Origin of the sequence: Dietzia lutea (genome assembly GCF_003096075.1) — a bacterium.
GTDB classification, from domain to species: domain Bacteria; phylum Actinomycetota; class Actinomycetes; order Mycobacteriales; family Mycobacteriaceae; genus Dietzia; species Dietzia lutea.
On sequence record NZ_CP015449.1, the window covers coordinates 3,590,021 to 3,614,286 of the forward strand.

A 24,266-nucleotide genomic window follows, 5' to 3' on the forward strand; every position below is an offset into this window, starting at 1 on the left:
CACTTGGTTTCCTCAATTACCACGTCTAGACTTGACGTCTGTCAACGGCGAGCGTGTCCGAATCAGGACTCCGCCTTCGTCGCCACACCGAGAAGCACGAGGTCTCGCATCATGACTCCGCTGGTCGCCGCCGGTCGTGAAGCCCTGTTCCGGTCGCTTGACGTCCGCTCCCTGCACCTGGCCAACCGCCTGGTCATGTCGCCGATGACGCGGATGGACTGCCCGGGCGGGCTGCCCGACGAGATCAACCGGGACTACTACGCGGCCCGCGCTGCGGGCGGTACCGGACTGGTCGTCACCGAGGGCATCGGCGTGGACCACCCCACGTCGGTCGACCACTCCGCGATCCCGCGCCTCGACGGTCCGGAGTCCGTGGCGGCGTGGCGCGTGGTGACGGACGCCGTGCACGCCGCGGGCGGCCGGATCATGGCGCAGCTGTGGCACGTCGGTCCGCTGTGGGGCGCCAACGCCCGCTTCGATCGCGAGAACCGCGACCGCCTCGTGGCGATGCACCCCATGCGCCCGTCGGGTCTGTGGGGCACGCCGGGCGTCACCACGTACTCGGAGCGGAGCATCGAGCGCTGGTCGCCGGCGGTGGAGCCGATGACCGAGTCGGACATCGCCGACGTGATCGGCGCCTTCGCCCGGTCGGCGCGGTATGCCCTCGAGGCCGGGTTCGACGGGGTCACCCTGCACGGCGGCCACGGCTACCTGCTGGACGCGTTCGTCTGGGCCGATACTAACCGCCGCACCGACGAGTGGGGCGGCGACCTGGCGGCGCGGAGCCGCTTCCCCGCAGCGGTGGTGGTGGCGGTCCGCGAGGCCATCGGCGCGGAGGCGCCGCTGTTCTACCGCTTCTCGCAGCACACGCAGCAGGACTACACGGTGCTCAAGGCCACCAACCCCGAGGAGCTCGGCGTCTACCTCGGCGCGCTCGCCGAGGCGGGCGTCGACCTGTTCGACGCGTCAACCAGGCGGTTCAACGACCCGGCGTTCCCCGACCTGGAAGGTGACGACGGCAAGGTGACCCTCGCCGGGTGGGCCCGCAGGCTCACGGGTAAGCCGGCGGGCGCCGTGGGCGGCGTGGGGATCGGGACGTCCCTGCGCGAGCAGAAGTCGGGCAAGGCGGCCGTGGCGGCCGACAACATCGATTCGGTCGTGGAGTGCATGGAGCGCGGCGAGTTCGATCTCATCTCCATCGGCCGGATGCACCTGGCGGATCCGGCGATCGCCCGGGTCCTGCGGGAGGCCGAGCCGCTTCCGGAGTTCGACCGCGAGGTGCACGAGGCGCCGCTGCGCGCCCCCGCCTGATCCGCCCCGGGGGGCGGGCCACGCAGGGTGACCAGTCACCGTGGTGGCGCGCCCGCCTGCCCCCGGGCCGGCTGGCCCTCGATCCCGGGCCCGGACAACAGCCGACTGGCCATTGCGCGGCCCTGCCACACCAGTTCCGTCCCGTAGATGGGGCGGTGCGCGAACGCGCCCTCCACGAGCAGAAACAGATGGTTGGCCAACAGTCGGTGGTCGATGTCCGGCGCGGCATCCTCTTTGACCAGATCTTCGAGCAGGTCGCAGATTGAGTGCTTGTGGTAGCGAATCACCTCGTGCGCCGGGTGGTCCTCGGGCAGCTCGGCGGCGGCGTTGAGGAATGCGCAGCCTCGCCGGGCGTTTCCGTGGTCGGCGGCGTAGACATCGAAGATCGCCAGAGCGCGCGGGCTCTCCGCGCGCTCCACCTCCTCCTCCAACAACCTCCACCACCAACGGTGGCGATTGAGGAGATAGGCCACCACGAGCCCGTCCTTGGAGCCGAAGTGTTTGTAGAGGGTCGGCTTCGAGATTCCGGATTCGGCGGCGATCGTGTCCACCCCGACCGCGTGGATGCCCTGCTCGTAGAAGAGCTCCGAGCCCACGTCGAGGATCTGCTGCGCCCCGGGAGTCAGGTCGCTGAGGTCAGGAAAGTCGGCAGTCATATCACCCTTGACTTTACAGGTCTGTATACCTAATCTGCAGCCGAGGCTCACAGACCTGTATACCCACCCTTCGCCCCCTAGGAGGGATTCCCATGACCCTGTTCCGCGCCGCCCGCGACGTGATCGCCCAGCTGTGGTTCGCCCTTGACACCGCCAGCGCCCTCCGCCACGGCAAGCCCGTCTCCGAGAGGGCCCGCATGTACTGCATGAACAACACCGCCCCCGGTCGGCCAGAGGCGAGCGGAGTCGCCGCGTAGGCTCGTCCGCCTGCCGTCGTGGCCCGCATGGACGCCCGGCTCAACCCGTACGGCCTGCCGGGCCCGACCGAGGGAGACGCCCACGTCATCAGCAACGCCGGCGGGGTCGTCACCGACGATGTCGTGCGGTCGCTGACCATCAGCCAGCGCCTGCTCGGGACCGAGGAGATCGTCCTCATCCACCCCACGGACTGCGGCCGCACTGGGCGCCCGAGCCGTTCCCGGACCCGGAGGCCGATGCCCGCCAGTCGATCGCCCGCGTGGAGTCGGACCCGTTCCTGCTGCACAGCACCGCGGTGCGCGGATTCGTCTACGACGTCTCCACCGGCGAACTGCGCGAGGTCCAGCGCGAGAAGCAACCCGGCCTCTCGGCACTGCCGCCGACCAGCCGTGCGTCAACCAAACGTTGACAGCAACCATTCTGTCAGCCTACCTTTGACGGCATGAACGATCACTCTTCGCCAGGCCCCCTGGCCGCGGCGCTGGCAGCCCCGGTGGACGATGCCGTCCGCACCGCTTCGTCCGCCGCGGCGAGCGAGGCCTTCGTGCAAGCCCAGTCCCTTCTCGGTCCCCGCCCAGACGTCGAGTCCGAGCTCGATCAGTGGAACGTGGCCGTCCAGGTTCTCGCGTTCCGGATCGAGCACGCCACCGGGGTCGACGCCCTCGACTCGGTGGTGGGGCTCCGCCGATGGGGCGTCACCTGGGAGACCATCGGCCGGGCCGCCGGCATCAGCCGGCAGGCCGCGCACACCCGCTGGGGCGCGCAGTCCCGAGCGGTGCTCGACCGCTACGGCACAGGAGAGCTGGGCGGGCCCGTGGCCGCCGACGAGGCGGATCTGATCGGCTGACCGCGGCGCGGGTCCCGGCATGAATGCTGAAACCGCTCTCAGCGGCAGCGCGGGCGGCGTTAGATGGAGGACGCACTCATCCCTCGGCGCCGAACCGGCAACGGGATCCTCGCGCGCCTCGGCCGATAGGAGCCCACCGCGATGTCAGCTGCCCGGACCGCCTCGCCCACTCCGACCGCCCCCGACGCCCGGCGCCGGGTAAATCCGCTCCGCGTCGCACTCCTGATCGGCGGCCTGATCGCCGTGGGCTTCGGAGTGGCGGTCCTGGTGTGGCCCGTGAAGACAGCCGTCGCCGTGACCGGCGTGCTCGCGGTCTACGCGATCGCCGGCGGAATCGTCTATGTCGCCGTCGCGATCCTCGCCAAGCGCCACGGGACGGGCAGCCGGATCGGGCATGCCCTTCTCGGGCTGTTGTTCATCATGGCGGGCGCCTACGCCTTCGCGTCACTACAGGAGTCGGCGCTCTTCCTGGCGCTGTTCGTGACCGTCATGATCGGCGTGTTGTGGATCGTGGAGGGCTTCACCGCGCTGTTCACCCTCGGCGACACCGGCTCCACCGCGTTGACGATCGTCTTCGCGATCATCTCCGTACTCGCCGGGTTCGCGCTGCTCTCCACTCCCGTGTGGGGCGCGGGCTTCCTCTGGTGGCTCTTCGCCGTCTCGCTGCTGGTGCTGGGGGTTCTCAACGTGATCCGCGCGTTTCCGCTGCGGGGCTGATCCGGCGGATGGGCGCCGCGGGCGTGCCGGCGCGCGGCCGGCGACGCACCCATCGGCAACGCACCCGTCGGCAACGCACCCGTCGGCAACGCACCCGTCGGCGACGCATCCGCCGGCAACGTACCCGTCGGCAGCGCACCCGCCGGCTAGCGCCAGATGCGGCTGATCGCCTCACGCAGCGGACGCACCCGTTGCCCGGCCAGCCGCCTCGCCGACGCCAGGAGCGCGCTTTTGTCCTTGGGGATCGCCCGCAGGACCTCGTCGTCGGGCAGTCGGGACGCCTCGGCCCGCGGCACGTCCACACCGGGTCCGACGCGGTGTGGGCCGTCGACGCCGGGCTTGACGTCGAAGTCGAAGATCGCCGTGGGGATGTACAGCGTCGCACAGGCGTTGGGGATGTCGACCACGCTCGACAGGTGCCCCTCGACCGGCGCGGCGCCGATGAGCAGGTAGGCCTGCTCGCGGGTGTAACCGAAGCTGGTGAGGTAGTCGATCGCGCTGAGACAGGCCCGCTGGTAGGCCAGGTACGGATCGAGGAAGCGCTGCTTGCCCTTCTCGGTGACGGAGATGCCGGAGAAGGAGATCCAGTCGTCGTACCGGGGCCCTGCCCCGCCGGGGACGAACACCGGGTTCTCGTGGACACGGTAGGTGTCCATGCCGCCGGGGATCACGTCGACGTGCAGGTCGATGTACCCGCCCATCTCGATGGCGCCGCAGAAGGTGATCTCGCCGTCGCCCTGCGAGAAGTGCAGGTCCCCTACCGACAGGTTCGCGCCGTCGACGAACACCGGATAGTAGACCCGGCTGCCGGCGGTGAGGTTCTTGACGTCCTGGTTGCCGCCGTTCTCGCGTGGCGGTGCGGTCTGCGCTGCCTCGGCGGCGACGCGCGGGGCGTCGTCCTCCGCCAGATGACCGAGCAGCGCGCCGTCGGGCAGCGGCGGCAGCGCGAGCGGCGGGACGCGCAGCGGCTTGGTGGCGACCAGCGCGGCCTCTCTCTTGTTCCACCTGGCGAGCAGCTCGGCCGACGGCGCGGTCCCCATGAGACCCGGGTGCGGCGCACCCTCGAATCCCACGCCGGGGATGTGGCGTGTGGTGGCGCGCCCGCCGCCGAACTCCCAGACCGCCTTGTAGGCGTCGGGAAAGTGGTGGCCGAGGAATCCGCCGCCGTTGCGCGGGGAGAAGATCCCCGTGTACCCCCAGCCCTGGCCGGCGAGGGGGCCGAGCTCGTCAGTGGAGGTGGGGCCGATGTCCACGATGTCGACGACGAGGAGATCCCCTGGCTTCACGCCCTCCACTGCGAACGGTCCGCTCAGCTTGTGCCCGGTGTGGAACGGCGCCCGGAGGATGTCCTCGGCCGAGTCGTCGTTTTTGATGGCGCCGTCGAACCACTCCCGGCACTCAACCCGAAAGGTCTGGCCGGGCCGGACCGCCGCCACCGGCGGGATCTCCGGATGCCAACGACTGTGGCCGATGAGGTCCTGGTCGTCGAACGGCCGGTTCGGATCGAGGGGGAAGATCACGTCGGGCACGAGAAGACCTCCTACGTCAGCGGTCGACGACCTTCGTTCTGTGGCTCGTTCCACCGTGGTCGAAGCGTCGACCCGCGACCACCGGACGAGTTTCCCCGTGGGGTCAGAAGACCGCGATCCCCAGCGCCCTGCGGATCCGCATATCCCACAGGGCGACGGTGTACAGGACCTTCAGCGGTGTCGGCAGCAGCACGTCGCCGGCGCGGGCCACGGCACTGATCCGGCGCCTGCGACGCAGATCAGCGGGCCTGATCTCCCAGTGCATCTCCTCGCGGGTCCGCTGCGGCACACCGAACCGGGTGAAGGAGTGGTTCGCCGGACCCACCAGCCGGTGCAGCGCGGTGCCCGCCCCGAGCAGCTTTCCCGACACCGGGCCGAACCGGACGAGGTCGTCGAGCATCTCGCGGACCGGGGCGTCGATCTGCGCGGCCTCGATGCCCTCCTGGAAGTACTCCTCGTACGCCTGCCAGTTCTCCGGCCACGCGTCCGGGCTCACGTTGAGGACCGTCGCCAGGGGCCTGCCCAACGCCAGGACGTGCTCGCGCTCCGGCGGGGTGAGCTCGCGGTACAACAACTCGTACTGGTCGACGAAGAACCGCAGGAGACACACCGCCACCCATAGCTGGAGCTGCTGCGAATTGCCCGAATACCGCACCGGGGACTCGGGGGTCGAGAACACCTGGGAGTGGATCCTCTTGACCTCGTCGTGAATGAAGGCCCGGTCGGACTCGTTCCCGATGGTCGCCACCGCCAGGTACAGCCCGGTCGTGCGACCACGCTTGATCGGGTGCCGGTCCACCCGCCCCGACTCGACCCGGCTCTCGAACACGCCGTACCCCACCGCCGGATTGGCCAGCTGCATGATCACGTTGGCCCCGGGCAGCCACGGCCACAGGCCCGTGGACAACTCCAGCAGGGAGTCGATCTGCGTGAGATCACGCTCGGCCGGGTTCAGCCGCGCGCGTCGAGACCCGGTTCGTGCGGGCACGGAACGTGCAGGCGCGGCCGGGGCGTCGGAACCGGATTCGGCGGAGTGGTGGACCGCGGTCATGATGTCCGTCCTTCGCGGTTGGGCCGGGCTCCTGGTCGGCGCCCTCGGTGGCGTGGCACACACTGTAGGCCGGTACGGCGATCTGATCAAGAGCGTAGTCAGATCGAATCGGGGCGTCCTCGGGCCTCGCCCGACTGCTAGCGTCAGCAGAGATCGGCAACGCCGACAGGAGCGGCGACGCGGGAGCGGACGGAGAGCGAGGCGGGAGCCGCGGTGGCGGACAATAGCAGGGCGGGACGGGTGTACGGCGGACTGTCGCCGGCCGAACGCGAGGCCGCGCGTCGCCAGAACCTCTTGGACGCCGCCATCGACACCCTCATCGCCGGGGAGAAGCTCACCGTCCGCGGACTGTGCGCACGCACAGGGCTCACCTCGCGCTACTTCTACGAGAACTTCAGCTCCACCGACGAGCTCGCCGAAACGGCGTACGACACCTGCGTCGCCGGTATCGCCGAAACGGTGTCCTTGGCGTTCGCCACACCACACGACCTCCCCGTGCAGATCGAGCGCGCCATGACGGCCCTCGTCGAGACCCTCGAGAAGGATCCTCGTGCGGGACACATCCTGTTCTCCTACCGGATCGACAACCCGCTGATCTCGCGGAAACGGCAGGAGTCCACCGCGTTCTTCGCCCGGATCACCGCCGCGACCGCAGGCGCGTCGGTGCAGTCCTCCGTGGACGTGGGACACGCCGCCCAGTTCGTGGTCGGCGGAGTGACGCAGTTGCTGTCCGTCTGGCTCAATTCCGACGAGACCGACTCCTCGGAGCTGGACGGACCCGCCGTGGCCGGACTGGCCGCCACCATGATCAACGCGCTGGCCGCCCAGTTGTCCGAGGCGCCGACCTCGTCGTCGTCCTAAGGGTCTCCTCGGGCGACACGGGCTCCGGCGCGTCACGAACGGATCCGCTTACTTCACGCAGTTCGATCACGTCTATACGGATCTCTCGTCTCTCGATCCGCCACGCGCTGGTCATTCCGCGATAGGTGTCGCTGTACCGCAGCCGCCAGGTGAGGTCGGTGCTTCGGTCCCCTTTACGCATGAGGTGACGCGCTACGCATGTGATCCGGCCGTGCGCGTCCGGCTCGGTACGCAGCTGCTCGAACGCACTCCCCGCGGCGCCGACCTCACCGAGGCCGGACGGGTGCTGGTCACGGAGGCGCGGGGCGTGCTCGACGCGGCCGAGGCCGCGGTCCGGCGGACGCGGATGGCCGCCGTCGGTCGGCGCGCGTTGGTGCTGGCGACCAAAGCCGGTGCCTCACTCGAAGTGGTGGAGCGGTTACTGGCCGCGGTCGCCGAACGCGGCGACCTCTCCGACGTCGAGGTGCTCCTGTGCGAGGTCGGCGAGCAGTCGTGGCTGCTCCGCCGAGGTCGCGCCGACGTGGCGATCATTCACCGGCCGGTCGACGACCTCGCCGGATTCGAGACCCGCGACTTCCTCACCGAAGGTCAGGTGGCGATCAACCCCGCGGGCCACCCGCTCGCCGCCCGGACCGAGCTGGGGATGGAGGGGATCCGGTACGTCCCGGACCTGCCGCTGGCCCGGTGGCCGCGGCTGGACGGCACCTATCCGGAGGGGCCCGGGCCGGAGGTGCGTACGCAGTCGGCGATCGCCCATCTCGTCGCGCTGGGAAGGGCTCTTCTGGTGATCCCCGCCTCCAGCCGCGCGTGGCAGTGGCCCCGGCATGCGGCGGTCCCCGTCGTCGACGCCCCTGAGATCACCACGGTCCTCGCGTGGCCGGCCCATCGCCGTTCCGCGGACATCGAGGTGCTGGCGGCGCTGGCCGCCGACGTGGGTGGCTGACCGGGGACGACTACCTCCGCGCGACGCGGTGGGCCTATGCTCATCACGCACTACTGACTTCCGGACGCAGGGGAAGACCGGTGAGAATCCGGCGCTGACCCGCAACGGTGTGCCGCCACGACGAGTGGCGGCGAGCCCGATCGCCTGCCCGGAGGCCTGACTCAATAAGTCATCGCCGAGGTCTGCGATCCGGAGTCCTGTCAGGTGACGTGGCGTCGTCGACGCCTGCCGTCCTGCGGGTCTGCCGTGTTCGTCGACCACACGACACGATCCGAGGTCTGATCATGTTCCGTCACCACCCCAGAACCGCGCTGGCCGCGCTGCTCGTGGCCGGCCTGGCGCTCGCCGGCTGCTCCCGCGGTGAGGCGCTCGAGAGCGGCGGCACGGTCGAGCCCTTCGCCGAACCCGTCACCATCACCAATTGCGAGCGCGAGGCCACCTACACCGAGCCGCCGCAGCGCATCGTCTCGATGAACGACCACGTCACGGAGACCCTCATCCAGATGGGTGCGGGCGACCGGATCGTCGGGATGGGCTACGGCGAGCAGAACGACGTGCTGCCCGAGGTCGCCGACCAGTTCCACGCCATCCCCTCCCTGGCCGATGAGTACCCCACCTGGGAACAGATCGTCGACCTCGAGCCCGACCTCGTGGTCGCCGGCATGCGCAGCGCGTTCGACGAGAAGGAGGGACGCAGCCGCGACGCCCTCGAGGCCGCCGGCATCAACACGTTTCTGTTCTCGGAGTACTGCGGCGAGGGCTTCCCCGACCTGTCGATGCTCGAGACGGACTTCTCCCAGCTCGGCCGCGTCCTCGGCGTCGAGCAGGGCGCCCGCGACCTCACCGACCGGATCCGCGCGCAGCTCACCGACGTCCGCACCGCGCTCGACGCGGCCGGCGTGACCGGCATCCCCACGTTCTTCTACGACAGCGGCGAGGCCGAGCCCATGACGATCGGCGGGGTGGGCATCGGCCAGCTGATCGGCGAGTACGCGGGCGCGGACAACATCTTCTCCGAGGGCGACAAGCCGTACCCCAAGACCACGTGGGAGGTCCTGGGCGAGCGCCAGCCGGAGGCGATCGTCGTGCTGGACTACGGCGCGACCAGCGCGGAGGACAAGATCGCCTACCTGCGCGCGCAGCCGATCATGGCCACCACCCCGGCCATCCGGGACGACCGGATCGTGGTGGTGCCGCTGGCGGACTTCTTCGAGAGCTCGCGGATGGCGACCTCGGTGGAGACCATCGCCCGCGAGCTGCACCCGCATGCGTTCGGGTAGTGACATGACGTCGGTAGCCGCGAAACCCGATCGCCGCGGGGGCCGCCGCCCGCCGGCCCGGGCCGGGGCCGACCTCGCCGTCGTCTCCCCCTCCGACGCCACTGACACCGCCGACGCGGGAGCCACCACGACCACCACCGACGCCCCCTCCCCCGCGCCCACCGGGCGCCGGCCCCTCGCGCTGATCTGCCTGCCGCTGCTGGCCGCACTCGCGGTCGCGATCGCGGCGGGCGTCTCGCTGGGCTCGGTGTCCATCCCGATCGGGGACGTGTGGGCGATCGTCGCGCACCGCTTCGCCCCCGGGGCGTTCGAGCCGTGGTGGACCGACGCCCGCGAGGCGATCGTCCTCGAGTCGCGGCTGCCCCGCGCGCTGATGGCGGCGGCCGTGGGCGCGTCCCTGGCGGTGGCGGGCGGCGTCGCGCAGGCCGTAACCCGTAACCCGCTCGCGGACCCGTACCTGCTCGGGGTCTCCTCGGGCGCGGGCTTCGGCGTCGTCGCCCTCACGGTCCTCGGGGTGGGCGCGGGGATGTGGGGCGTGTTCACCCTGCCGATGGCCGCGTTCGTCGGCGCGTTGCTCCCGCTGGCCGGAGTGGTGCTGGTGGCCCGCCGCGCCCACGACACCACCGCCATCGTGCTGGTCGGCGCGGCCATGACGATGGTCTTCGGCGCGCTCAACACCTTCACGCTGCTCGTGCTGGGCGACGACCACCAACTCGGCACGGTCATGCGGTGGCTGGCCGGCGGATTCGGCGACGCGGGATGGACGATGGTCTGGGCGCCGATCGCGATCCTCGTCGTCACCGGCACGGTGGTGATGCTGTGCAGCCGCCACCTGGACCTGCTCCTCACCGGCGACGACGGCGCCACCGCGATGGGCGTCCACGTGCCCCGGTTCCGGATCCTCATGCTGTTGCTGGTCTCGCTGCTCACCGCGGGCGCCGTGGCGGTGTCGGGGACCATCGGCTTCATCGGCCTGCTCATCCCCCACCTGGCGGGCTTTCTCACCGGCCGAACCTCCGCGCGCCTACTGCCCACCGCGGCCCTGCTCGGCGCCCTCGCCCTGGTCCTGGCCGACATCGCCGCGCGTGCGGTGAGCGAGGGCGCCGAGCTGCCGGTCGGCGTCATCACGGGCGTCGTGGGCGGGCCGGTGTTCCTGGCGATGTTGTGGCGCCGCTACGGGAAGGCGTCGATATGACCACCCTCCACGCCCACGACGTCTCCGCCCGCCTGGGCGGCCGGGAGATCCTCGACGGCGTCGACCTGACCGTCACTCCCGGCCTGGTCACGGCCCTGGTCGGGCCGAACGGCAGCGGCAAGACCACCCTGCTGCGCACGTGTTACCGGGCCCTGCCGGTGGCGGCGGGGATGGTGACGGTGGACGGCGCGGACATCGCCTCGCTGCGCCGCCGCGCGCTCGCCCGCGCGGTGGGGGCCAGCACGCAGGAGCCGGTCTCGCTCGGCGGCATCACGGTCCGCGAGTCGGTGCGTCTGGGCCGGACGGTCACCCGCGGGCTGTTCGAGCCGCTCGGCGCCGATGACGCCGCGGTCGTCGAGACCATTCTCGCGCGGGTCGGGCTGACCGGGCTGGCCGACCGCGACGTGCTGGCACTGTCCGGCGGGGAGCGGCAGCGGGTGTCGATCGCGCGCACCCTCGCCCAGCAGCCCGACGTCCTCCTGCTGGACGAGCCCACCAACCACCTCGACCTCCACCAGCAACTGTCGGTCCTGGCGCTGCTGCGCGAGCTCGCGGCGGGCGGCCTCGCGGTGCTGCTCACGCTCCACGACCTGCGCATGGCCGTCGAGTACTGCGATGCCGTCGCGGTCCTGCACCGCGGGCGGCTCGTCGCGACGGGCGCGCCGGAGGAGGTCCTGGACGCCGCGGTGCTGCGGGAGGTGTTCGGCGTGCGCGGCCAGGTGCGGGCGGGGCCGGACGGTCGCCGCACGCTCGACGTGGCGGGGCTCGCCGATGGGTGACCAGCCAGTGGGTGAGGTGCCGGTGGGTGACGACGGCGACGACGACGAGCTCCGCTCCCCCGGGACCGTTGCAGCCGCATACTCGGGCGCCACGGGCCTCCTCGGGGACTTCGCCGGCACCATCGAGCACGCCTCCCCGGTCCTGCCCGGGGAGGTGCTGACGGACCCGCGGTGGCTGGCCCGGCGGGTGGAGGACACCGGACGGCGCTGGAACCATGACGATCCGCGAGTGAACGGGACCCTGTGGTGGTATTCGGCGAGCTCGACGCTTGTCATCGCGCCGCTGGCGATGCTGCTCGCGAGCGGCCGCGCACCCGATCCCCGCCCTGGTCGGCTCACCGTCTCGCTGCAGCCGAACGGCTATCTCCACGCGGCGCGGTCGAACCGCCTCCTGCCGTCGGTTGAGGCTTTCGCCGACGCGCTGCGGGAGGCCCACGGCGAGGTGATCGACGCCCTCGCGGAGGTTTCCAGCGCCTCGCCGCGGGCACTGTGGGCGATCGCCACGGATTCCATCGCCAACCGGGCCCTCGAGGCGGGCCGAGCGACCGGCGACCCAGACCGCGGCGTCGCGCTTGCTCGCGCCGTGTGCCGCCCTCCTCTACTGCCGGCCCGCTTCGTCGACGTGGAGGGCCCCGCCCGGACGCGACGGTTCGTCCGCCGCAGTTCGTGTTGCCTCATCTATGTGGCCACCGACGGCGGCAAGTGCGCGAGTTGCCCGCGCCGCGCCCCGGACGACCGTCGGGCGGAACTGCTTCGGCGAATGTAGCCCGCCCCACGGGGCCGGAACTCCCGGGTAGCGTCCCCTCCCGAGACGGTCCGCTGACGAGCTGGCTGGACGGAATCGCGGCAGCAGCAACCGGAGCGGTTCACAAGCAGAACCCCGGCCGTGTGATCGGCCCTCCGAGGAGGACTACAGGGACGGGTGTTCCGCAATGCTCTCGATGCGCGTTTGGCCGAACGTCATCTTGCGCTTGGATGTTCGGGCCATTGGGTATTCGACGACTTCCGAGAGCTGGGTCGCGACGGCAACGGAGTAGATAAGCACCGCCAGCCGTACAAGGACATCGCCGAGAGCATCGGCCGCGTCAGGCGAAATCGCAAGCCGCTGAGCCCCGGCCAGATTATCTCCGAACTGCTGTTCGGGTTCTGGCACCAGATGGTCTCCCGCCGCCAGATGTTCCTCTGGCCCGATATCGCCGGCGCGTTCCCCCACGCACCCACGCGCGACCAGTCGACCATTCAGGACCCTGTAAAACGACTGCGCGAGCTACGGAACCGGATCGGCCACCACCATTGGGTGTGGTCGGAGGATGTGCAGGCTCGCTACGGCGACCTACTCAGCGTCGCGGGATGAATCGACCCCGTGCTGGCAGAGTTCATCAACGAACGTAGTCAGGTGCCTGGCCTACTCAGGTGGGAAGTCTGACTTACTGATCGTGCGCAAGGCCAGGGTCCCGGTCTGCCCCGGGTGCACCTGGCCTCGCGACTCGCCCGACACCCACGGTGCCGCGCTCAGGTCCGACGGTAGTGGCCGATTCCTCGATAGTCACTCACACAGTCCGTCTCCCACTTGCCCGTCGGCTCCCTCTCCTTGTCATCGACGCTGAGTGCCCCCCGACGATGTCGCCGCGCGAGTGGAGGCCCATCCCGCCCGAACGGGCCATTCTGACGGGCCAGGCGATCGGACGTAGCCGGGTGAGTGCAGCGCACGGCGCTGCGTCCCTCGCGCGGTCTCATCGCGGGGTCACATCTGCTCACGTTTCCCCAGGTCGCGTTCTCGCGACCCGAGCATGTGCGACCACTCGCCGAGGAAGGGCCCAGCCCACCGTGCGGCTACGGCCGCCGGCCACCCCGGGCGAACGGCCGGGCTAGGCGACCGGCCGGGTCAGGCGAAGGGCAGCCCGGGCACCAGCTGCTCGGCCAGCCCGGCGACCGCCCCGATCACGGTGATCGCGGGCGGCGCGACCCCCGCCTCGGCCGCCTGCCGCGCGATGCTCGCGAGCGTTCCGCGCAGGATCTGCTGCGCCGGGGTGGAGCCGTTCTCGATCAGCACCGCCGGGGTGTCCGAGACCATCCCCTCGGCTAGCAGTTCGGCGGTAATAGCGGGAAGAGTCGTCACCGCCATGAGCAGCACGAGCGTCGTCCCCGACCTGGCGAGCGCACCGTAGTCGAGGGTCGACTGTGGGTCGCGGGGCGCGACGTGTCCGGAGATCACCGAGACGCCCTGCGAGAGCCCGCGATGCGTGGCCGGGACGCCGGCGAGCGCCGGCACCGACAGCGCCGAGGTCACGCCCGGAATCACGGTCACGGGCACCCCGGCGGCCGTGCATGCGAGGTGCTCCTCGGCGCCACGACCGAACAGGAAGCTGTCGCCGCCCTTGAGCCGCACGACCGTGCGGCCGCGTCGGGCCTGCTCGACGAGCATCCGGTTGATCTCCTCCTGCGGGGTCGCGGGGCCGAACGGCACCTTGCCCACACCGATCACCTCGATGCCGGGGTCGAGTTCGTCGAGGATCGACATCGGCCCCAGGCGATCGGTCACCACCACGTCGGCGGTGCGCACGGCCTCGAGGCCGGCCACGGTCATCAGCCCCGGATCGCCCGGCCCGCCGCCGACCAGCACCACCCGGCCGGTGCTTTGCCCTTCGGCGGAAGCCCGGTCGGCGCGCTCGTCGCCGGCCGCCGCATTCTCCGCAGCCGCCATCAGGCCGTCGTCCCTTCTCCGCGTCGCAGCAGATACACATCCATCACCCAGCCGTGCTCGGCGCGCAGCCGCTCGCGGCGCTCACGCAGCTCGACCAGCACGTCACCGACCCGGCCCTCCACCAGCGTCTCGCCCACGTCGCCGAGGTTGCCGCCCCACCAGATCCGCCAGTCGGCGAACTCGTCGAGCGGCAGGTCCGCGTTGAGCATCACCACCACGTTGTCCGCGCCGGCCGCCACCGCCTCACGCAGCCGCCGCCCGGTCGTGACGATGACGGTGCCGCCGATCTCGTGCAGCACCAGCCGGTGCCGCGCCGCCAGGACCTGCAGTGCCGAGATCCCCGGCAGGACCTCCACGTCCAGGTCCAGGCGGCCGCGCTCGGCGATCCGGTCGAGAATCCGCAACGTGGAGTCGTAGAACGCCGGGTCGCCCCACACCGGGATCGCCACGTCGCCGGGTCGCGCCGCGATCGCGCGCTCCCAGGCCACCGAGCGCGCCTCGTGCCAGTCCAGGACCACGCCGCGGTAGTCACCGTGGGTCGAGGTCGACGACGACGAGCGGTCCCTCTCCGGATCGGGCACGCCCACCAACTCGACGTCCGGAGCGTGCCGGGCGAGCAACCGCGCGCGGAGGTCGACCAGCGGGTCGGCCGGGCCCTTCACGGCGGCGAGGGCGTAGGCGCTGGCGCGCAGGGCCTCGGCGGCCTCGACCGTGATCTGGTCGAGGCCGCCGGAGCCGATGCCCACCACGCGCACACGCCGCCGCGTTCCGCCGGACGGCTGCGCCGGAGGCCGATCGCCGCCCGCGCCGGGGACGCTCTCAGTCGCCATGGGAGTCCTCGAGATCGCCCTCCACGTCGAGGTAGACCTGCCGCATCTGATCCATGACCTCGGCGTTCGGCTCGGCCCACATCCCGCGGTCGGCGGCCTCGGAGAGCCGCTCGATCATGCCGCGCAGCGCCCACGGATTGGAGGTCCGCAGGAAGTCCTGCGTCTTCTCGTCCAGCACGTATTCGCGGGACAGGGTGTCGTACATCCAGTCCTGGACCACGCCGGCGGTGGCGTCGAACCCGAACAGGTAGTCCACCGTGGCGGCCAGCTCGAACGCGCCCTTGTAGCCGTGCCGCTGCATGGCCGCGATCCAGCGCGGGTTGACCACCCGGGCCCGGAACACTCGGCGGGTCTCCTCCGCCAGGGTGCGGGTGCGGATGGCGTCCGGGGTGGTGGAGTCGCCCACGTACGCGCGCGGCTCCGCGCCGGTGAGCGCGCGCACGGTGGCGATCATCCCGCCGTGGTACTGGAAGTAGTCGTCCGAGTCGGCGATGTCGTGCTCGCGGGTGTCGATGTTCTTCGCCGCCACCGCGATGCGCCGGTAGTTCGTCCGCATGTCGTCGGCCGCGGGCACGCCGGCGAGGTCGCGACCGTAGGCGTACCCGCCCCACCGGGTGTACACCTCGGCCAGGTCGCGGTCGTCGCGCCAGTTGCCCGCCTCGATGGTCTGCAGGATCCCCGCGCCGTACGACCCGGGCGCCGAGCCGAAGATGCGGGTGGTGGCCCGACGCTCATCGTGGTGCTCGGCCAGGTCGGCGCGGCTGTGGGCGGCGACGTAGTTGAGCTCGTCCGGCTCGTCGAGCTCGGCGACCATCCGCACGGCGTCGTCGAGCATCGCGATGACATGAGGGAACGCGTCGCGGAAGAAGCCCGAGATGCGCACGGTCACGTCCACGCGGGGGCGGCCCAGCTCCTCGGTCGGGACCACCTCGAGGCCGGTGACGCGGCGGGAGGCCTCGTCCCACTCGGGGCGCACGCCCAGCAGGGCCAGCACCTCGGCGATGTCGTCGCCCGAGGTGCGCATGGCCGAGGTGCCCCAGATCGACAGCCCCACCGACGCCGGGTAGGAGCCGGTCTCCTCCAGATGCCGCTCGAGCAGCGAGTCGGCCATGGCCTGGCCGGTGTCCCACGCCAGGCGCGACGGGATCGCGCGCGGGTCCACGGTGTAGAAGTTCCGCCCCGTGGGCAGCACGTTGACCAGGCCCCGCAGCGGGGATCCCGAGGGGCCGGCCGGGATGAACCCGCCGTCCAGGGCGTGCATGACCGCGTCCAGCTCGTCGGCCGTACCGGCCAACCTCGGTACGACCTCACGGGCGGCGAAGCCGAGCACCTGCGCCACCTCGTCGTCCTCGCCCCCGAGACCGTCGCCATGCTCCCCGGCGTCACCGGACGCGCCGAGGCCCAGCCCCGCGGCGGCGAGGACCTCGGGCACCGCGGCCACGTCCCAGTCGCGCGCCTCCATGGCCTCCACCAGCTCGCGCGCCCGCGCCTCGACCCGGTCGACCTCCTCGGTCGGCGCGCCCTCGGACAGGCCGAGCGCGCGGCGCAGGCCCGGCACCGCACCGGACTCCCCGCCCCACACCTGGGACGCGCGCAGGATGGCCAGCACCAGGTTGACGCGGGCCTCGCCGGCGGGCGCCTGTCCCAGGACGTGCAGGCCGTCGCGGATCTGGACGTCCTTGATCTCGCACAGCCAGCCGTCCACGTGGAGGAGGAAGTCGTCGAACTCCTCGTCGTCGGGGCGCTGCTCCAGGCCCAGGTCCTCGTGCATGTGCGCGGCCTGCATGAGGGTCCAGATCTGCGCGCGGATGGACGGCAGCTTGGCCGGGTCCATCGCGGCGATGTTGCCGTACTCGTCGAGCAGCTGCTCGAGCCGCGCGATGTCCCCGTACGACTCCGCGCGGGCCATGGGCGGGACCAGGTGGTCGACGATCGTGGCGTGCGCGCGGCGCTTGGCCTGCGCACCCTCGCCGGGGTCGTTGACGAGGAACGGGTAGATCAGCGGCAGGTTTGCGATGGCCGCGTCCGTGGCGCAGTCCGCCGAGAGCGCGGCGTTCTTGCCCGGCAGCCACTCCAGCGAGCCGTGCTTGCCGATGTGCACCAGCGCGTGGGCGCCGAAGCCGTGGGCCAGCCAGCGGTAGGCGGCCAGGTAGTGGTGAGACGGCGCGAGCTCGGGGTCGTGGTAGATCGCCACCGGGTTCTCGCCGAAGCCGCGGGGCGGCTGGATGAGCAGCACGACGTTGCCCGCCTGCAGGGTGGCCAGGACGATCTCGCCGGCGTCGTTGACGAACAGGGTGCCCGGCGCCTCGCCCCACGCCTCGACCATCTCGTCGCGCAGGGTGGCCGGCAGGTCGGCGGTCCAGCGAAGGTAGTCCTCGGTGGAGATGCGGACGTGGCCGTCGGTGAGCTGGGCGGTCGTGAGCCACTCCTCGTCCTGGCCGCCCGCGTCGATGAGGGCGTGGATGAGGGCGTCGCCGGCCTCGGTGTCGCTGGCGTGGGTCTTCTGGTCCAGGAATGTCGCGACGGGACCGTCGGCGGGGCCGAGGTCGTAGCCCTCGTCGCGCATGCGGCGCAGCAGGCGGATGGTCGAGACCGGGGTGTCCAGGCCGACGGCGTTGCCGATGCGCGAGTGCTTGGTGGGGTACGCCGAGAGCACGAGCGCGACCTTGCGGTCGGCGGGGGCGACGTGGCGCAGCCGCGCGTGGGCCACGGCGATCCCGGCCACGCGCGCGCACCGCTCGGGGTCGGCGACGTAGCGAGGCAGACCGTCGGCGTCGATCTCCTTGAAGGAGAACGGCGCGGTGATGATGCGCCCGTCGAACTCGGGGATCGCGATCTGGTTGGCGGAGTCCAGCGGGTTGACGCCGTCGTCGGAGTCCGCCCAGTCGTCCCGGCTCCAGGTCAGGCACAGGCCCTGCAGCACGGGGATATCGAGGGCGGCTATGCGCTCGACGTCCCAGGCCTCGTCGTCGCCGCCCGCGCTGGCGGCCCCAGGAGTGGTCCCGCCCGCCGCCAGGACGGTGACGATCAGCGCGTCCAGGGTGCCGAGCGCGTCGAACAGCTCGTCGGGCGCCGAGCGCAGCGAGCCGGCGAAGATCGGCACGCCCACCGCACCGGCGGCGTCGATCGCGTCGGCCAGCGCGTGGGCGAACCCGGAGTTCCCGCTCACCTCGTGGGCGCGGTAGTAGAGCACGCCCACCCGAGGCAGGCCCTCAACGCTCGCCGCGCCGAGCCGCTCCGGCATCCCCCACACTGGCACGCTGACCGGCGGCTCGAACCCGGCGCCGGTGAGCAGCACGGTGTCGGACAGGAAGGCGTGCAGCTGCGCGAGGTTGGTGGGCCCGCCCTCGGCGAGGTAGCGGTGCGCCTCGGCGGCGGTGCCGATGGGGACCGTGGAGAGCTCCATGAGGTCGGCGTCGGGGGTCTGCTCACCGCCCAGCACCACCACGGGCACGCCCGCGCCCAGCACGGCGGCGAACCCGTCGTCCCACGAGCGGCGCGAGCCGAGGATGCGCACCACCACCAGGTCGGCACCCTCGAGCAGGACGGGCAGCTCAGCCTCGACGTCCAGGCGCGACGGATTGCCGAGCGTGAACGCCGCGCCGGACTCGCGCGCGGAGAGCAGGTCCGTGTCGGAGGTGGACAGTAGTGCGATGTGGGGCACGTCGGAGCGTGCCGGGGCGTCGTCAGGGGACGCCGAACGCCGGTCGGGGCGCATGTTCTTCTCCAAACCCTCGTGGAACATGTCGCCGTGGCCGGTCTCCTGGCTTTCGCGTCAACGCCGCGCGACCGACCTTCCCGGACCGATGAATCCAGTGGCCTCCGCCCCGCGAGGGACGGACGAGGGTCGCGTGGCTCCGCGACTACAGTGGCGAGGGCCGCGCCGGCTTTTCCTCCGGCTTCCCGAGCACCACGGCACGGGCGAGCCTATCCGCCGCCGCGCCTAGACCGACCCTCGCCCTCGGATGCCACCGGCGACTCCGCCCTGAGGTCTCTCACCGCTGGCGTACCGACGGCCACTGCGAGTGAGGACCGTGATTTAGACTCGGCGCGTGCCAGCTGACCGGACGACGTCCGAGCTCCCCCCGGTCATGACCGCGATCGTGGGCGCGATCGTGGCGATGGTCAGTGGCATCTTCGGGATCAGCGCCCACGGGCTCGCGACGGACATGGGCCCGGTGTCGTTCGCCCAGGCGCTCACCGTAGGGGTCACCAGCGCCGGGATCGGCGCCGCCACTGCCGCCGCAGCCCGATATCGGCTCCCGATGCTCACCTCAGCTCTGGGTCTGGCCATCGGGCAGGGCGCCGTCCACGTCGCGATGTCCGGCGGGCACACGCACCACGCTTCCGTCTCGCACCCGCCGGGCCACCACGCCACCGATCCCGCGGCACTCCGGGCCGCGATGGACACCGCCGCTCACGATGCACTGGCCTCCGCAGCTGCGTTGATGTCGCCCGTGATGCTTGCCGCGCACGCCGCCGCGATCGGCTCTGCACTGCTGGTCATCGCTGTTCTCGCCGGCGCCCTGGCCTGGGTGTCCGCGCGGACGATGCCGCCGAAATCGACAGCGCACCTCGTCGCCGTCGTTGCCGTCGTCCTGTCCCCGCGCGGCGCCGACGCGCCGCTCAAGCGCTACCTGGTTTCCCGCGGTGGGACCAGAGCGCCGCCCGCGGCCGCATAGTCACAGTCCCGCACCTACCAACGCGGACCACGTTGGCCCGATCCCGATGATCGGCCGCCACGAGAGCTGGCGAGGAACACACCGCTGGCCGGTTCCCGCGATGTGCTCAACGGTGCGCGGAAACACTCGGGAGATGCTCACCGTGGATCCACCACGTTCGCGACCCCGTCTCCCTGCCCCACGCGCAGCAGTGCCGGCCCACTGGCGTCACCGCGGCGGCGCTTCCTCGTGCTCCCACGCGAGAAGCACCCCGGAGTCTCCTCAAGCATGTGGCGTGGTCGTCCGACCTCCGCTGCGTCACCCGGGCGCCGATTCCTCCGCCGGTCCCATTCGAGCCCGCAGCGCCGAATGCCGTCAGGGATGAGCGGCGCCCACTCTCACCGACCTACCGCGGCCGCGAACGCAGCACTCCGCACGAGAGATGCGTCCTGCCTCACGGGCAGGATGCACCCGCTCGCGGACCGCCTGATCCCGAAGGGCTAATCCACTCATGACCGCCACGCACCCGACGGAACGCCACACCCGCGACCCTGGTGTCTCCGACCCTGCTCCGCCTTTGCGGAAGATCTCCGCGCAACTCGGCGCGATCCTCACCCGCGTCCACTTCTACGCCGGCGTGTTCGTCGCCCCGTTCCTGATCGTCGCCGCCCTGTCCGGTGCCCTGTACGCCCTGTCCCCGACGCTGGAGCGGATCGTCTACAGCGATCAGATCACCGCGCCCCCATCGCCCACCGCACTTCCCCTGGAGCAGCAGATCGGTTCCGCGCAGACGCGGTTCCCGGGTCTGGACGTCGTCCAGATCTGGCCGGCCGTCGAGCCCGGCGTCGCCACCCGGATTCTGTTCGCCGATGACACCCTGGCGGACGGGCTCAACCGCGCGGTGTTCGTCGACCCCGCCACCGGGGCTGTCCAAGGCGACCTGAGCAGTTATTCCGGGATGGGCGAGCTCCCGGTGCGGAGCTGGATCTCCAGCCTGCACAGGGATCTCCGCCTCGGTTCGCCCGGCGAGTTCTACTCGGAACTCGCCGCATCCTGGCTTCTCGTCCTCGCGCTCAGCGGGCTGGTCCTGTGGTGGCGCAAGGTCCGATCTACCCGTCACGGCAAGTCGTCGACGGGCAGAACCCTGTTCGGAGGTCTTCCCGCGCGCCCCGGTTCCCGGCAGAAGACCATGAGCCTGCACGCCACCCTCGGTACGTGGTTCACGATCGCCATCCTGGGCATCGCGGTGACCGGCCTGACCTGGTCCACCTTCGCGGGCGCTAATGTGGACTCGGTCGTCGAGAGGATGAGCTGGCGCTCCGACCCGCTGCAGACCTCTCTGGTCGCCGACGCGACGGACGTGGAAGAACACTCCGAGCATTTCGGCCACGGGACGGCCGACCTGAGCTTCCAGATCCCGGTCGACCAGGCGGCCGACGTCCTGGCCGCGGCGCGACAGTCCGGTATCGATGGTCCGGTGCAGATGGTCCCGCCGTCTGCACCGCACACCGCGTGGTCGGTGAGCGAGCGGTGGGTCCCCTGGACGTTCAGCTCCGACTCCGTCGCCGTTGACGGCTCCACCGGGCGGATCGTCGACACGCTCGCCTTCGAGGACCAGTCCCTGTACTCGAAACTGTCCTCTTGGGGCATCTACCTGCACATGGGCGTCCTGTTCGGACTGCCGCTGCAGATCGCCCTCGCCGCGACCTCGTTGGCGATCGTCGCTGTCGCGGTCCTGGGGTATCGGATGTGGTGGAAACGTCGACCGACCCGCGGTGGCCTCCCCACCGGCCTGGGCCGATTGACCGGCCACCACTGGCCGGCCTATCTCATCGCCGCCGCCGTCGCCGTGGCCGTCGGGATGTTCCTCCCGCTGCTCGGCGCGTCTCTCGCGGTCTTCGTGGGGTTTGACCTGCTGGTGTCGACCTGGCGGACCGTCGCGGCGAAGCGGAACGCCGCGACCGGGTCCACGGCGTAGGGCACGCCCCTGCCTGCCGTCCCAGGAGGAATGGCAGGCAGAGGCACTCCCCGCGCATTCCCGGGGCCGGGGTGCCTCGTCTCCGGGCGATGTCACCGCCCAGAGCCAGTCGTTGCCCCCGAGCTCCAGCTCAGCCACCGCCAGCCGCGGCGTCAGACTCGTCTCCGGGGCGATCCCGTGCTTTTCCAGGACGGCGCGGATCGTCTCGGCGGCATCGATGTTGAGGGGCTGGAGACCCACATACCATGGGGCAGGTTGACGATGCGGTTCTCGCGCGCGGCCTTGAGGTCGCGGCTGGCGGGGTGTGCCTTGAGAGCGGCGATCTTGTCCTCGACCGTCTACTCGCCGGCAGGTGGTCCGTAGGCGACGATCCGCCCGTCATCGACCACAGCGGTAGCATCGAAGTGCCGCAGGACCAGGTCGAGGTCGTGGATCGCGGCCACCACCGTGGAATGCAGGGTGTCCAGTGCACCCCGGACCGCGATCAGCCGGGCGCGGTCGCGGGACCGCATCCGGCACGTCGCCCCGTCCACTGTCACCGATCCCGTCACCGGGACGTCGAGGTCGACGCCGGACACGATGACCCGCTTCCCCCGCGCGCAGGACACGTCGTGGGCGGTCAAGTGAGCGCTGCCAGCCTACGTCATGACGCGTTCCCGAAGGTATAGGCCCGGCGGCCCATGAGCAGCAGGAAGATCGGAGCACCGATGAGACCGGTGACGATGCTCAACGGCATCTCCTGGGGGCGGCGACGACCCGGGAGGCCACGTCGACCCAGACCAGGAAGAGCGCGCCCGCCGCGGCGGCGCACCGCGCTGGTGCCACACTGTCCGGCGTGAGCATCTCCGAACCCACCCGCCGGACCCGCGGCGACCTGTGCCCGGGAGTGTTGCGGCCGTGGCCGGCCTCCGACGGCGCACTGGTCCGCCTGCGCGTCCCGGGCGGGCGCGTCTCGCCGGCGTCCCTGGCCGCGCTCCACGGGGTCGCCGTGCGATATGGCGACGACGACAACGTGCACCTCACGTCGCGCGCGAACCTCCAGCTCCGGGCCCTGCCGGTCGGTCCGGACGGGCAGCTTCCGGGGGAGGTGGTCGCGGCGATCGCCGCGACCGGCCTCCTGCCCGCCCCCGGACACGAGCTGGTGCGGAACGTGATGGTCTCGCCGCTCACGGGGCTGGGCGAGCTGGTCGGCGGGCGGGCCGGTGGCCGGGCGGATTTGCGGCCGGTGACCGACGCCCTGGACGCCGGGCTGCTGGCCGACCCGACGCTGGGCGGGCTGCCGGGGCGGTTCCTGTTCGTGCTGGACGACGGCCTCGGCGACCTCATCGAGCGCTACTGCGACCTGGGCCTGGTCGCCCTGGACGCCGGGACCGCGCAGCTGCGCGTGGGCGATCGGTGGTCGGAGGTGGTGCCGCTGGCCGGCGCCGCCGCCCGGCTGGTCGAGCTGGCCCGCGCATTCGTGCAGGCTCGCGGCACCGGCCCGGAGGCGCCGTGGCACGTGCGGGAGCTGACCGCCGACCTGCGCGCGGAAGGCTCAACGGCCGCCGACCCGTCCGCGGCGCTCGCGTCGGTCGCCGCCCCGGATCCGCGATTGCCCGAGCCGACCCCGCCGCTGCCCTACGGCCCGGTCGACGGCTCGGCGGGGCGGCTCGAGCACGTCGAGGCGCCGGACGGGATCCTCGACCGCGACCTCATCGCCCGGCTCACCGGCGGCGAGGTCTCCGAGCTGATCGTCACCCCATGGCGCGGGGTGCTGGCCGTGCGCGCGTAGGCTGCGGACTGTCCCACGGCGAGGAACCCGGTGAAACTCCGGGGCGGTTCCGCCACTGTGAGGCCCGTCCACGCGATGGTCCCAGCCAGATACTCACCGGGGATCAGCGTCGCTCACGCCGCGGCGTTGCGACTTCTCACACCGGGGCGAGAACCCCGAGGAGGACCTGATGAGTGCTGTCCTGAGGCCGCCCCGTCGCTACGACTACGTCGACGACGGGCCCGCCATCTACCTCGACTCCTTCGCCACCATCCGGCGCGAGACGGACCTGTCACGCGTCCCCGCCGACGCCGAGCGGCTCGCGGTGCGGATGGTGCACGGCACCGGGCAGACCGACCTCGTGGAGGACCTGCAGGTTCACCCGCGCCTCGTGTCCACCGCGCGGGCGGCGATCAACGCCGGCGCTCCGATCCTGTGCGATGCCCACATGGTGGCCTCCGGCGTCACCCGCTCTCGCCTGCCCCGCGACAACGACGTAGTGTGCACGCTTTCCGAGCCAGGCGTCCGCGACCTGGCCGCACAGATGAGCACCACCCGCTCCGCCGCCGCGCTGAGCATGTGGGGCGACCGCCTCGACGGCGCCGTGGTCGCGATCGGCAACGCCCCCACCGCCCTGTTCCACCTGCTGGAGATGCTGCTCGACGGCGCTCCCCACCCGGCGGCGATCGTCGGCTGCCCGGTCGGCTTCATCGGCGCGGCCGAGTCCAAGGCGGCGCTCGCCTCGTTCGCCGAGGACCACGGGATCGACGTGCCGTTCATCACCGTCCACGGCCGACGCGGCGGGTCGGCCATGACCGCCTCCGCTCTCAACGCCCTGGCGCAGGGGGCCGAGTGACCAGCAGCCGGCCCGGAGCGGCGTCTGCACCCGACTCCCTCGTCCCCGGCCGCCTATACG

The 24,266-nt window shown here is 71.5% G+C and carries 21 protein-coding genes, 4 pseudogenes and 3 riboswitches; of the genes and pseudogenes, 16 read left to right on the forward strand and 9 right to left on the reverse strand.

Annotated elements, in window-relative coordinates; genetic code table 11:
* The first annotated feature begins 111 nt into the window (after positions 1-111).
* The gene (locus tag A6035_RS16520; protein WP_108848832.1) at positions 112-1,311 is read left to right on the forward strand and encodes an oxidoreductase; all 1,200 of its coding nucleotides are present in this window, start codon (positions 112-114) and stop codon (positions 1,309-1,311) included.
* A gap of 35 nt (positions 1,312-1,346) precedes the next feature.
* On the opposite strand, the gene A6035_RS16525 is transcribed toward A6035_RS16520, so the two are convergent.
* The gene (locus tag A6035_RS16525; protein ID WP_108848833.1) at positions 1,347-1,967 is read right to left on the reverse strand and encodes a TetR/AcrR family transcriptional regulator; all 621 of its coding nucleotides are present in this window, start codon (positions 1,965-1,967) and stop codon (positions 1,347-1,349) included.
* 92 nt (positions 1,968-2,059) lie between these two features.
* On the opposite strand from A6035_RS16525, the gene A6035_RS18330 reads away from it, so the two are divergent.
* The 4 genes and pseudogenes from A6035_RS18330 (at position 2,060) to A6035_RS16540 (ending at position 3,789) form a co-directional block, all read left to right on the forward strand.
* A complete protein-coding gene (locus tag A6035_RS18330; protein WP_159149761.1) occupies positions 2,060-2,224 on the forward strand; it encodes a hypothetical protein in 165 nt (54 codons plus the stop codon).
* Positions 2,225-2,236: 12 nt separating this feature from the next.
* Positions 2,237-2,634, forward strand: a pseudogene (locus A6035_RS18905) (beta-class carbonic anhydrase); the annotation flags it as partial.
* A 33-nt stretch (positions 2,635-2,667) separates the two neighbouring features.
* A complete protein-coding gene (locus A6035_RS16535; protein ID WP_108848834.1) occupies positions 2,668-3,072 on the forward strand; it encodes a hypothetical protein in 405 nt (134 codons plus the stop codon).
* Between the two features lie 141 nt (positions 3,073-3,213).
* Positions 3,214-3,789: an HdeD family acid-resistance protein gene (locus A6035_RS16540; protein WP_108848835.1), complete on the forward strand. Its 576-nt coding sequence runs from the start codon at positions 3,214-3,216 to the stop codon at positions 3,787-3,789.
* A gap of 146 nt (positions 3,790-3,935) precedes the next feature.
* Here A6035_RS16540 and fmdA read toward each other — a convergent pair whose 3' ends face one another.
* Both fmdA and A6035_RS16550 read right to left on the reverse strand, forming a co-directional pair.
* The gene (gene fmdA, locus A6035_RS16545) at positions 3,936-5,318 is read right to left on the reverse strand and encodes a formamidase (RefSeq protein WP_108848836.1); all 1,383 of its coding nucleotides are present in this window, start codon (positions 5,316-5,318) and stop codon (positions 3,936-3,938) included.
* Between the two features lie 103 nt (positions 5,319-5,421).
* Positions 5,422-6,369: an oxygenase MpaB family protein gene (locus A6035_RS16550; RefSeq protein ID WP_108848837.1), complete on the reverse strand. Its 948-nt coding sequence runs from the start codon at positions 6,367-6,369 to the stop codon at positions 5,422-5,424.
* Positions 6,370-6,582: 213 nt separating this feature from the next.
* On the opposite strand from A6035_RS16550, the gene A6035_RS16555 reads away from it, so the two are divergent.
* The 7 genes from A6035_RS16555 to A6035_RS16585 all read left to right on the forward strand — a co-directional run bounded on the left by A6035_RS16555 (position 6,583) and on the right by A6035_RS16585 (position 12,781).
* A complete protein-coding gene (locus A6035_RS16555; protein ID WP_159149430.1) occupies positions 6,583-7,230 on the forward strand; it encodes a TetR/AcrR family transcriptional regulator in 648 nt (215 codons plus the stop codon).
* 211 nt (positions 7,231-7,441) lie between these two features.
* Complete coding sequence (locus A6035_RS16560; protein WP_235026640.1) at positions 7,442-8,173, forward strand: LysR family transcriptional regulator; 732 nt, start codon at positions 7,442-7,444, stop codon at positions 8,171-8,173.
* 70 nt (positions 8,174-8,243) lie between these two features.
* Positions 8,244-8,330: riboswitch (cobalamin riboswitch) on the forward strand.
* Positions 8,331-8,457: 127 nt separating this feature from the next.
* Positions 8,458-9,453, forward strand: a complete 996-nt coding sequence (locus A6035_RS16565; protein ID WP_108848840.1) for an ABC transporter substrate-binding protein — start codon at positions 8,458-8,460, stop codon at positions 9,451-9,453.
* A 4-nt stretch (positions 9,454-9,457) separates the two neighbouring features.
* A complete protein-coding gene (locus A6035_RS16570; protein ID WP_208635549.1) occupies positions 9,458-10,648 on the forward strand; it encodes a FecCD family ABC transporter permease in 1,191 nt (396 codons plus the stop codon).
* Positions 10,645-11,427, forward strand: coding sequence for an ABC transporter ATP-binding protein (locus A6035_RS16575; protein WP_108848841.1), 783 nt, complete (start codon positions 10,645-10,647; stop codon positions 11,425-11,427). Before A6035_RS16570 ends, A6035_RS16575 begins: the two co-directional genes overlap by 4 nt.
* The gene (locus A6035_RS16580) at positions 11,420-12,193 is read left to right on the forward strand and encodes a (2Fe-2S)-binding protein (protein WP_108848842.1); all 774 of its coding nucleotides are present in this window, start codon (positions 11,420-11,422) and stop codon (positions 12,191-12,193) included. Before A6035_RS16575 ends, A6035_RS16580 begins: the two co-directional genes overlap by 8 nt.
* Positions 12,194-12,349: 156 nt before the next feature.
* Positions 12,350-12,781, forward strand: coding sequence for a hypothetical protein (locus A6035_RS16585; protein ID WP_108848843.1), 432 nt, complete (start codon positions 12,350-12,352; stop codon positions 12,779-12,781).
* 531 nt (positions 12,782-13,312) lie between these two features.
* On the opposite strand, the gene cobA is transcribed toward A6035_RS16585, so the two are convergent.
* From cobA to cobN, 3 genes are all read right to left on the reverse strand, one after another.
* Positions 13,313-14,131: a uroporphyrinogen-III C-methyltransferase gene (gene cobA, locus A6035_RS16590; protein WP_235026674.1), complete on the reverse strand. Its 819-nt coding sequence runs from the start codon at positions 14,129-14,131 to the stop codon at positions 13,313-13,315.
* The gene (gene cobF, locus A6035_RS16595; protein WP_235026673.1) at positions 14,131-14,961 is read right to left on the reverse strand and encodes a precorrin-6A synthase (deacetylating); all 831 of its coding nucleotides are present in this window, start codon (positions 14,959-14,961) and stop codon (positions 14,131-14,133) included. Before cobF ends, cobA begins: the two co-directional genes overlap by 1 nt.
* Positions 14,951-18,706: a cobaltochelatase subunit CobN gene (gene cobN / locus A6035_RS16600; protein WP_425267508.1), complete on the reverse strand. Its 3,756-nt coding sequence runs from the start codon at positions 18,704-18,706 to the stop codon at positions 14,951-14,953. The genes cobF and cobN overlap by 11 nt, the downstream gene beginning before the upstream one ends.
* Positions 18,698-18,891, reverse strand: a riboswitch (cobalamin riboswitch). It overlaps the preceding gene by 9 nt.
* 122 nt (positions 18,892-19,013) lie before the next feature.
* Here cobN and A6035_RS16605 point away from each other — a divergent pair.
* The gene (locus tag A6035_RS16605) at positions 19,014-19,643 is read left to right on the forward strand and encodes a hypothetical protein (protein ID WP_167400747.1); all 630 of its coding nucleotides are present in this window, start codon (positions 19,014-19,016) and stop codon (positions 19,641-19,643) included.
* Positions 19,644-20,133: 490 nt separating this feature from the next.
* Positions 20,134-21,600: a PepSY-associated TM helix domain-containing protein gene (locus A6035_RS16610; protein ID WP_108848845.1), complete on the forward strand. Its 1,467-nt coding sequence runs from the start codon at positions 20,134-20,136 to the stop codon at positions 21,598-21,600.
* A 102-nt stretch (positions 21,601-21,702) separates the two neighbouring features.
* On the opposite strand, the pseudogene A6035_RS16615 reads toward A6035_RS16610, so the two are convergent.
* The 3 pseudogenes from A6035_RS16615 to A6035_RS16625 all read right to left on the reverse strand — a co-directional run.
* Positions 21,703-21,938: pseudogene (locus A6035_RS16615) on the reverse strand (ABC transporter substrate-binding protein); the annotation flags it as partial.
* Between the two features lie 12 nt (positions 21,939-21,950).
* A pseudogene (locus tag A6035_RS19460) lies at positions 21,951-22,067 on the reverse strand (ABC transporter ATP-binding protein); the annotation flags it as partial.
* 176 nt (positions 22,068-22,243) lie between these two features.
* Positions 22,244-22,407: pseudogene (locus A6035_RS16625) on the reverse strand (iron chelate uptake ABC transporter family permease subunit); the annotation flags it as partial.
* 28 nt (positions 22,408-22,435) lie between these two features.
* On the opposite strand from A6035_RS16625, the gene A6035_RS16630 reads away from it, so the two are divergent.
* Positions 22,436-23,371 carry a nitrite reductase gene (locus A6035_RS16630; protein ID WP_108848846.1) on the forward strand — a complete coding sequence of 312 codons (936 nt, stop codon included), beginning with the start codon at positions 22,436-22,438 and terminating at the stop codon, positions 23,369-23,371.
* Positions 23,338-23,486: riboswitch (cobalamin riboswitch) on the forward strand. Its footprint overlaps the gene before it by 34 nt.
* 54 nt (positions 23,487-23,540) lie before the next feature.
* On the forward strand, positions 23,541-24,206 hold the full coding sequence (locus tag A6035_RS16635) for a precorrin-8X methylmutase (RefSeq protein WP_108848847.1): 666 nt from the start codon (positions 23,541-23,543) through the stop codon (positions 24,204-24,206).
* The last annotated feature ends 60 nt before the right edge of the window (positions 24,207-24,266 follow it).

Bases quoted from the DNA above. Each gene is read 5' to 3' on its own strand.
- A6035_RS16520 (WP_108848832.1), top strand. From the start codon at position 112: ATGACTCCGCTGGTCGCCGCCGGTCGTGAAGCCCTGTTCCGGTCGCTT.
- A6035_RS16525 (WP_108848833.1), bottom strand. From the start codon at position 1,967: ATGACTGCCGACTTTCCTGACCTCAGCGACCTGACTCCCGGGGCGCAG.
- A6035_RS18330 (WP_159149761.1), top strand. From the start codon at position 2,060: ATGACCCTGTTCCGCGCCGCCCGCGACGTGATCGCCCAGCTGTGGTTC.
- A6035_RS16535 (WP_108848834.1), top strand. From the start codon at position 2,668: ATGAACGATCACTCTTCGCCAGGCCCCCTGGCCGCGGCGCTGGCAGCC.
- A6035_RS16540 (WP_108848835.1), top strand. From the start codon at position 3,214: ATGTCAGCTGCCCGGACCGCCTCGCCCACTCCGACCGCCCCCGACGCC.
- A6035_RS16550 (WP_108848837.1), bottom strand. From the start codon at position 6,369: ATGACCGCGGTCCACCACTCCGCCGAATCCGGTTCCGACGCCCCGGCC.
- A6035_RS16565 (WP_108848840.1), top strand. From the start codon at position 8,458: ATGTTCCGTCACCACCCCAGAACCGCGCTGGCCGCGCTGCTCGTGGCC.
- A6035_RS16570 (WP_208635549.1), top strand. From the start codon at position 9,458: ATGACGTCGGTAGCCGCGAAACCCGATCGCCGCGGGGGCCGCCGCCCG.
- A6035_RS16575 (WP_108848841.1), top strand. From the start codon at position 10,645: ATGACCACCCTCCACGCCCACGACGTCTCCGCCCGCCTGGGCGGCCGG.
- A6035_RS16580 (WP_108848842.1), top strand. From the start codon at position 11,420: ATGGGTGACCAGCCAGTGGGTGAGGTGCCGGTGGGTGACGACGGCGAC.
- cobA (WP_235026674.1), bottom strand. From the start codon at position 14,131: ATGGCGGCTGCGGAGAATGCGGCGGCCGGCGACGAGCGCGCCGACCGG.
- cobF (WP_235026673.1), bottom strand. From the start codon at position 14,961: ATGGCGACTGAGAGCGTCCCCGGCGCGGGCGGCGATCGGCCTCCGGCG.
- cobN (WP_425267508.1), bottom strand. From the start codon at position 18,706: ATGTTCCACGAGGGTTTGGAGAAGAACATGCGCCCCGACCGGCGTTCG.
- A6035_RS16610 (WP_108848845.1), top strand. From the start codon at position 20,134: ATGACCGCCACGCACCCGACGGAACGCCACACCCGCGACCCTGGTGTC.
- A6035_RS16635 (WP_108848847.1), top strand. From the start codon at position 23,541: ATGAGTGCTGTCCTGAGGCCGCCCCGTCGCTACGACTACGTCGACGAC.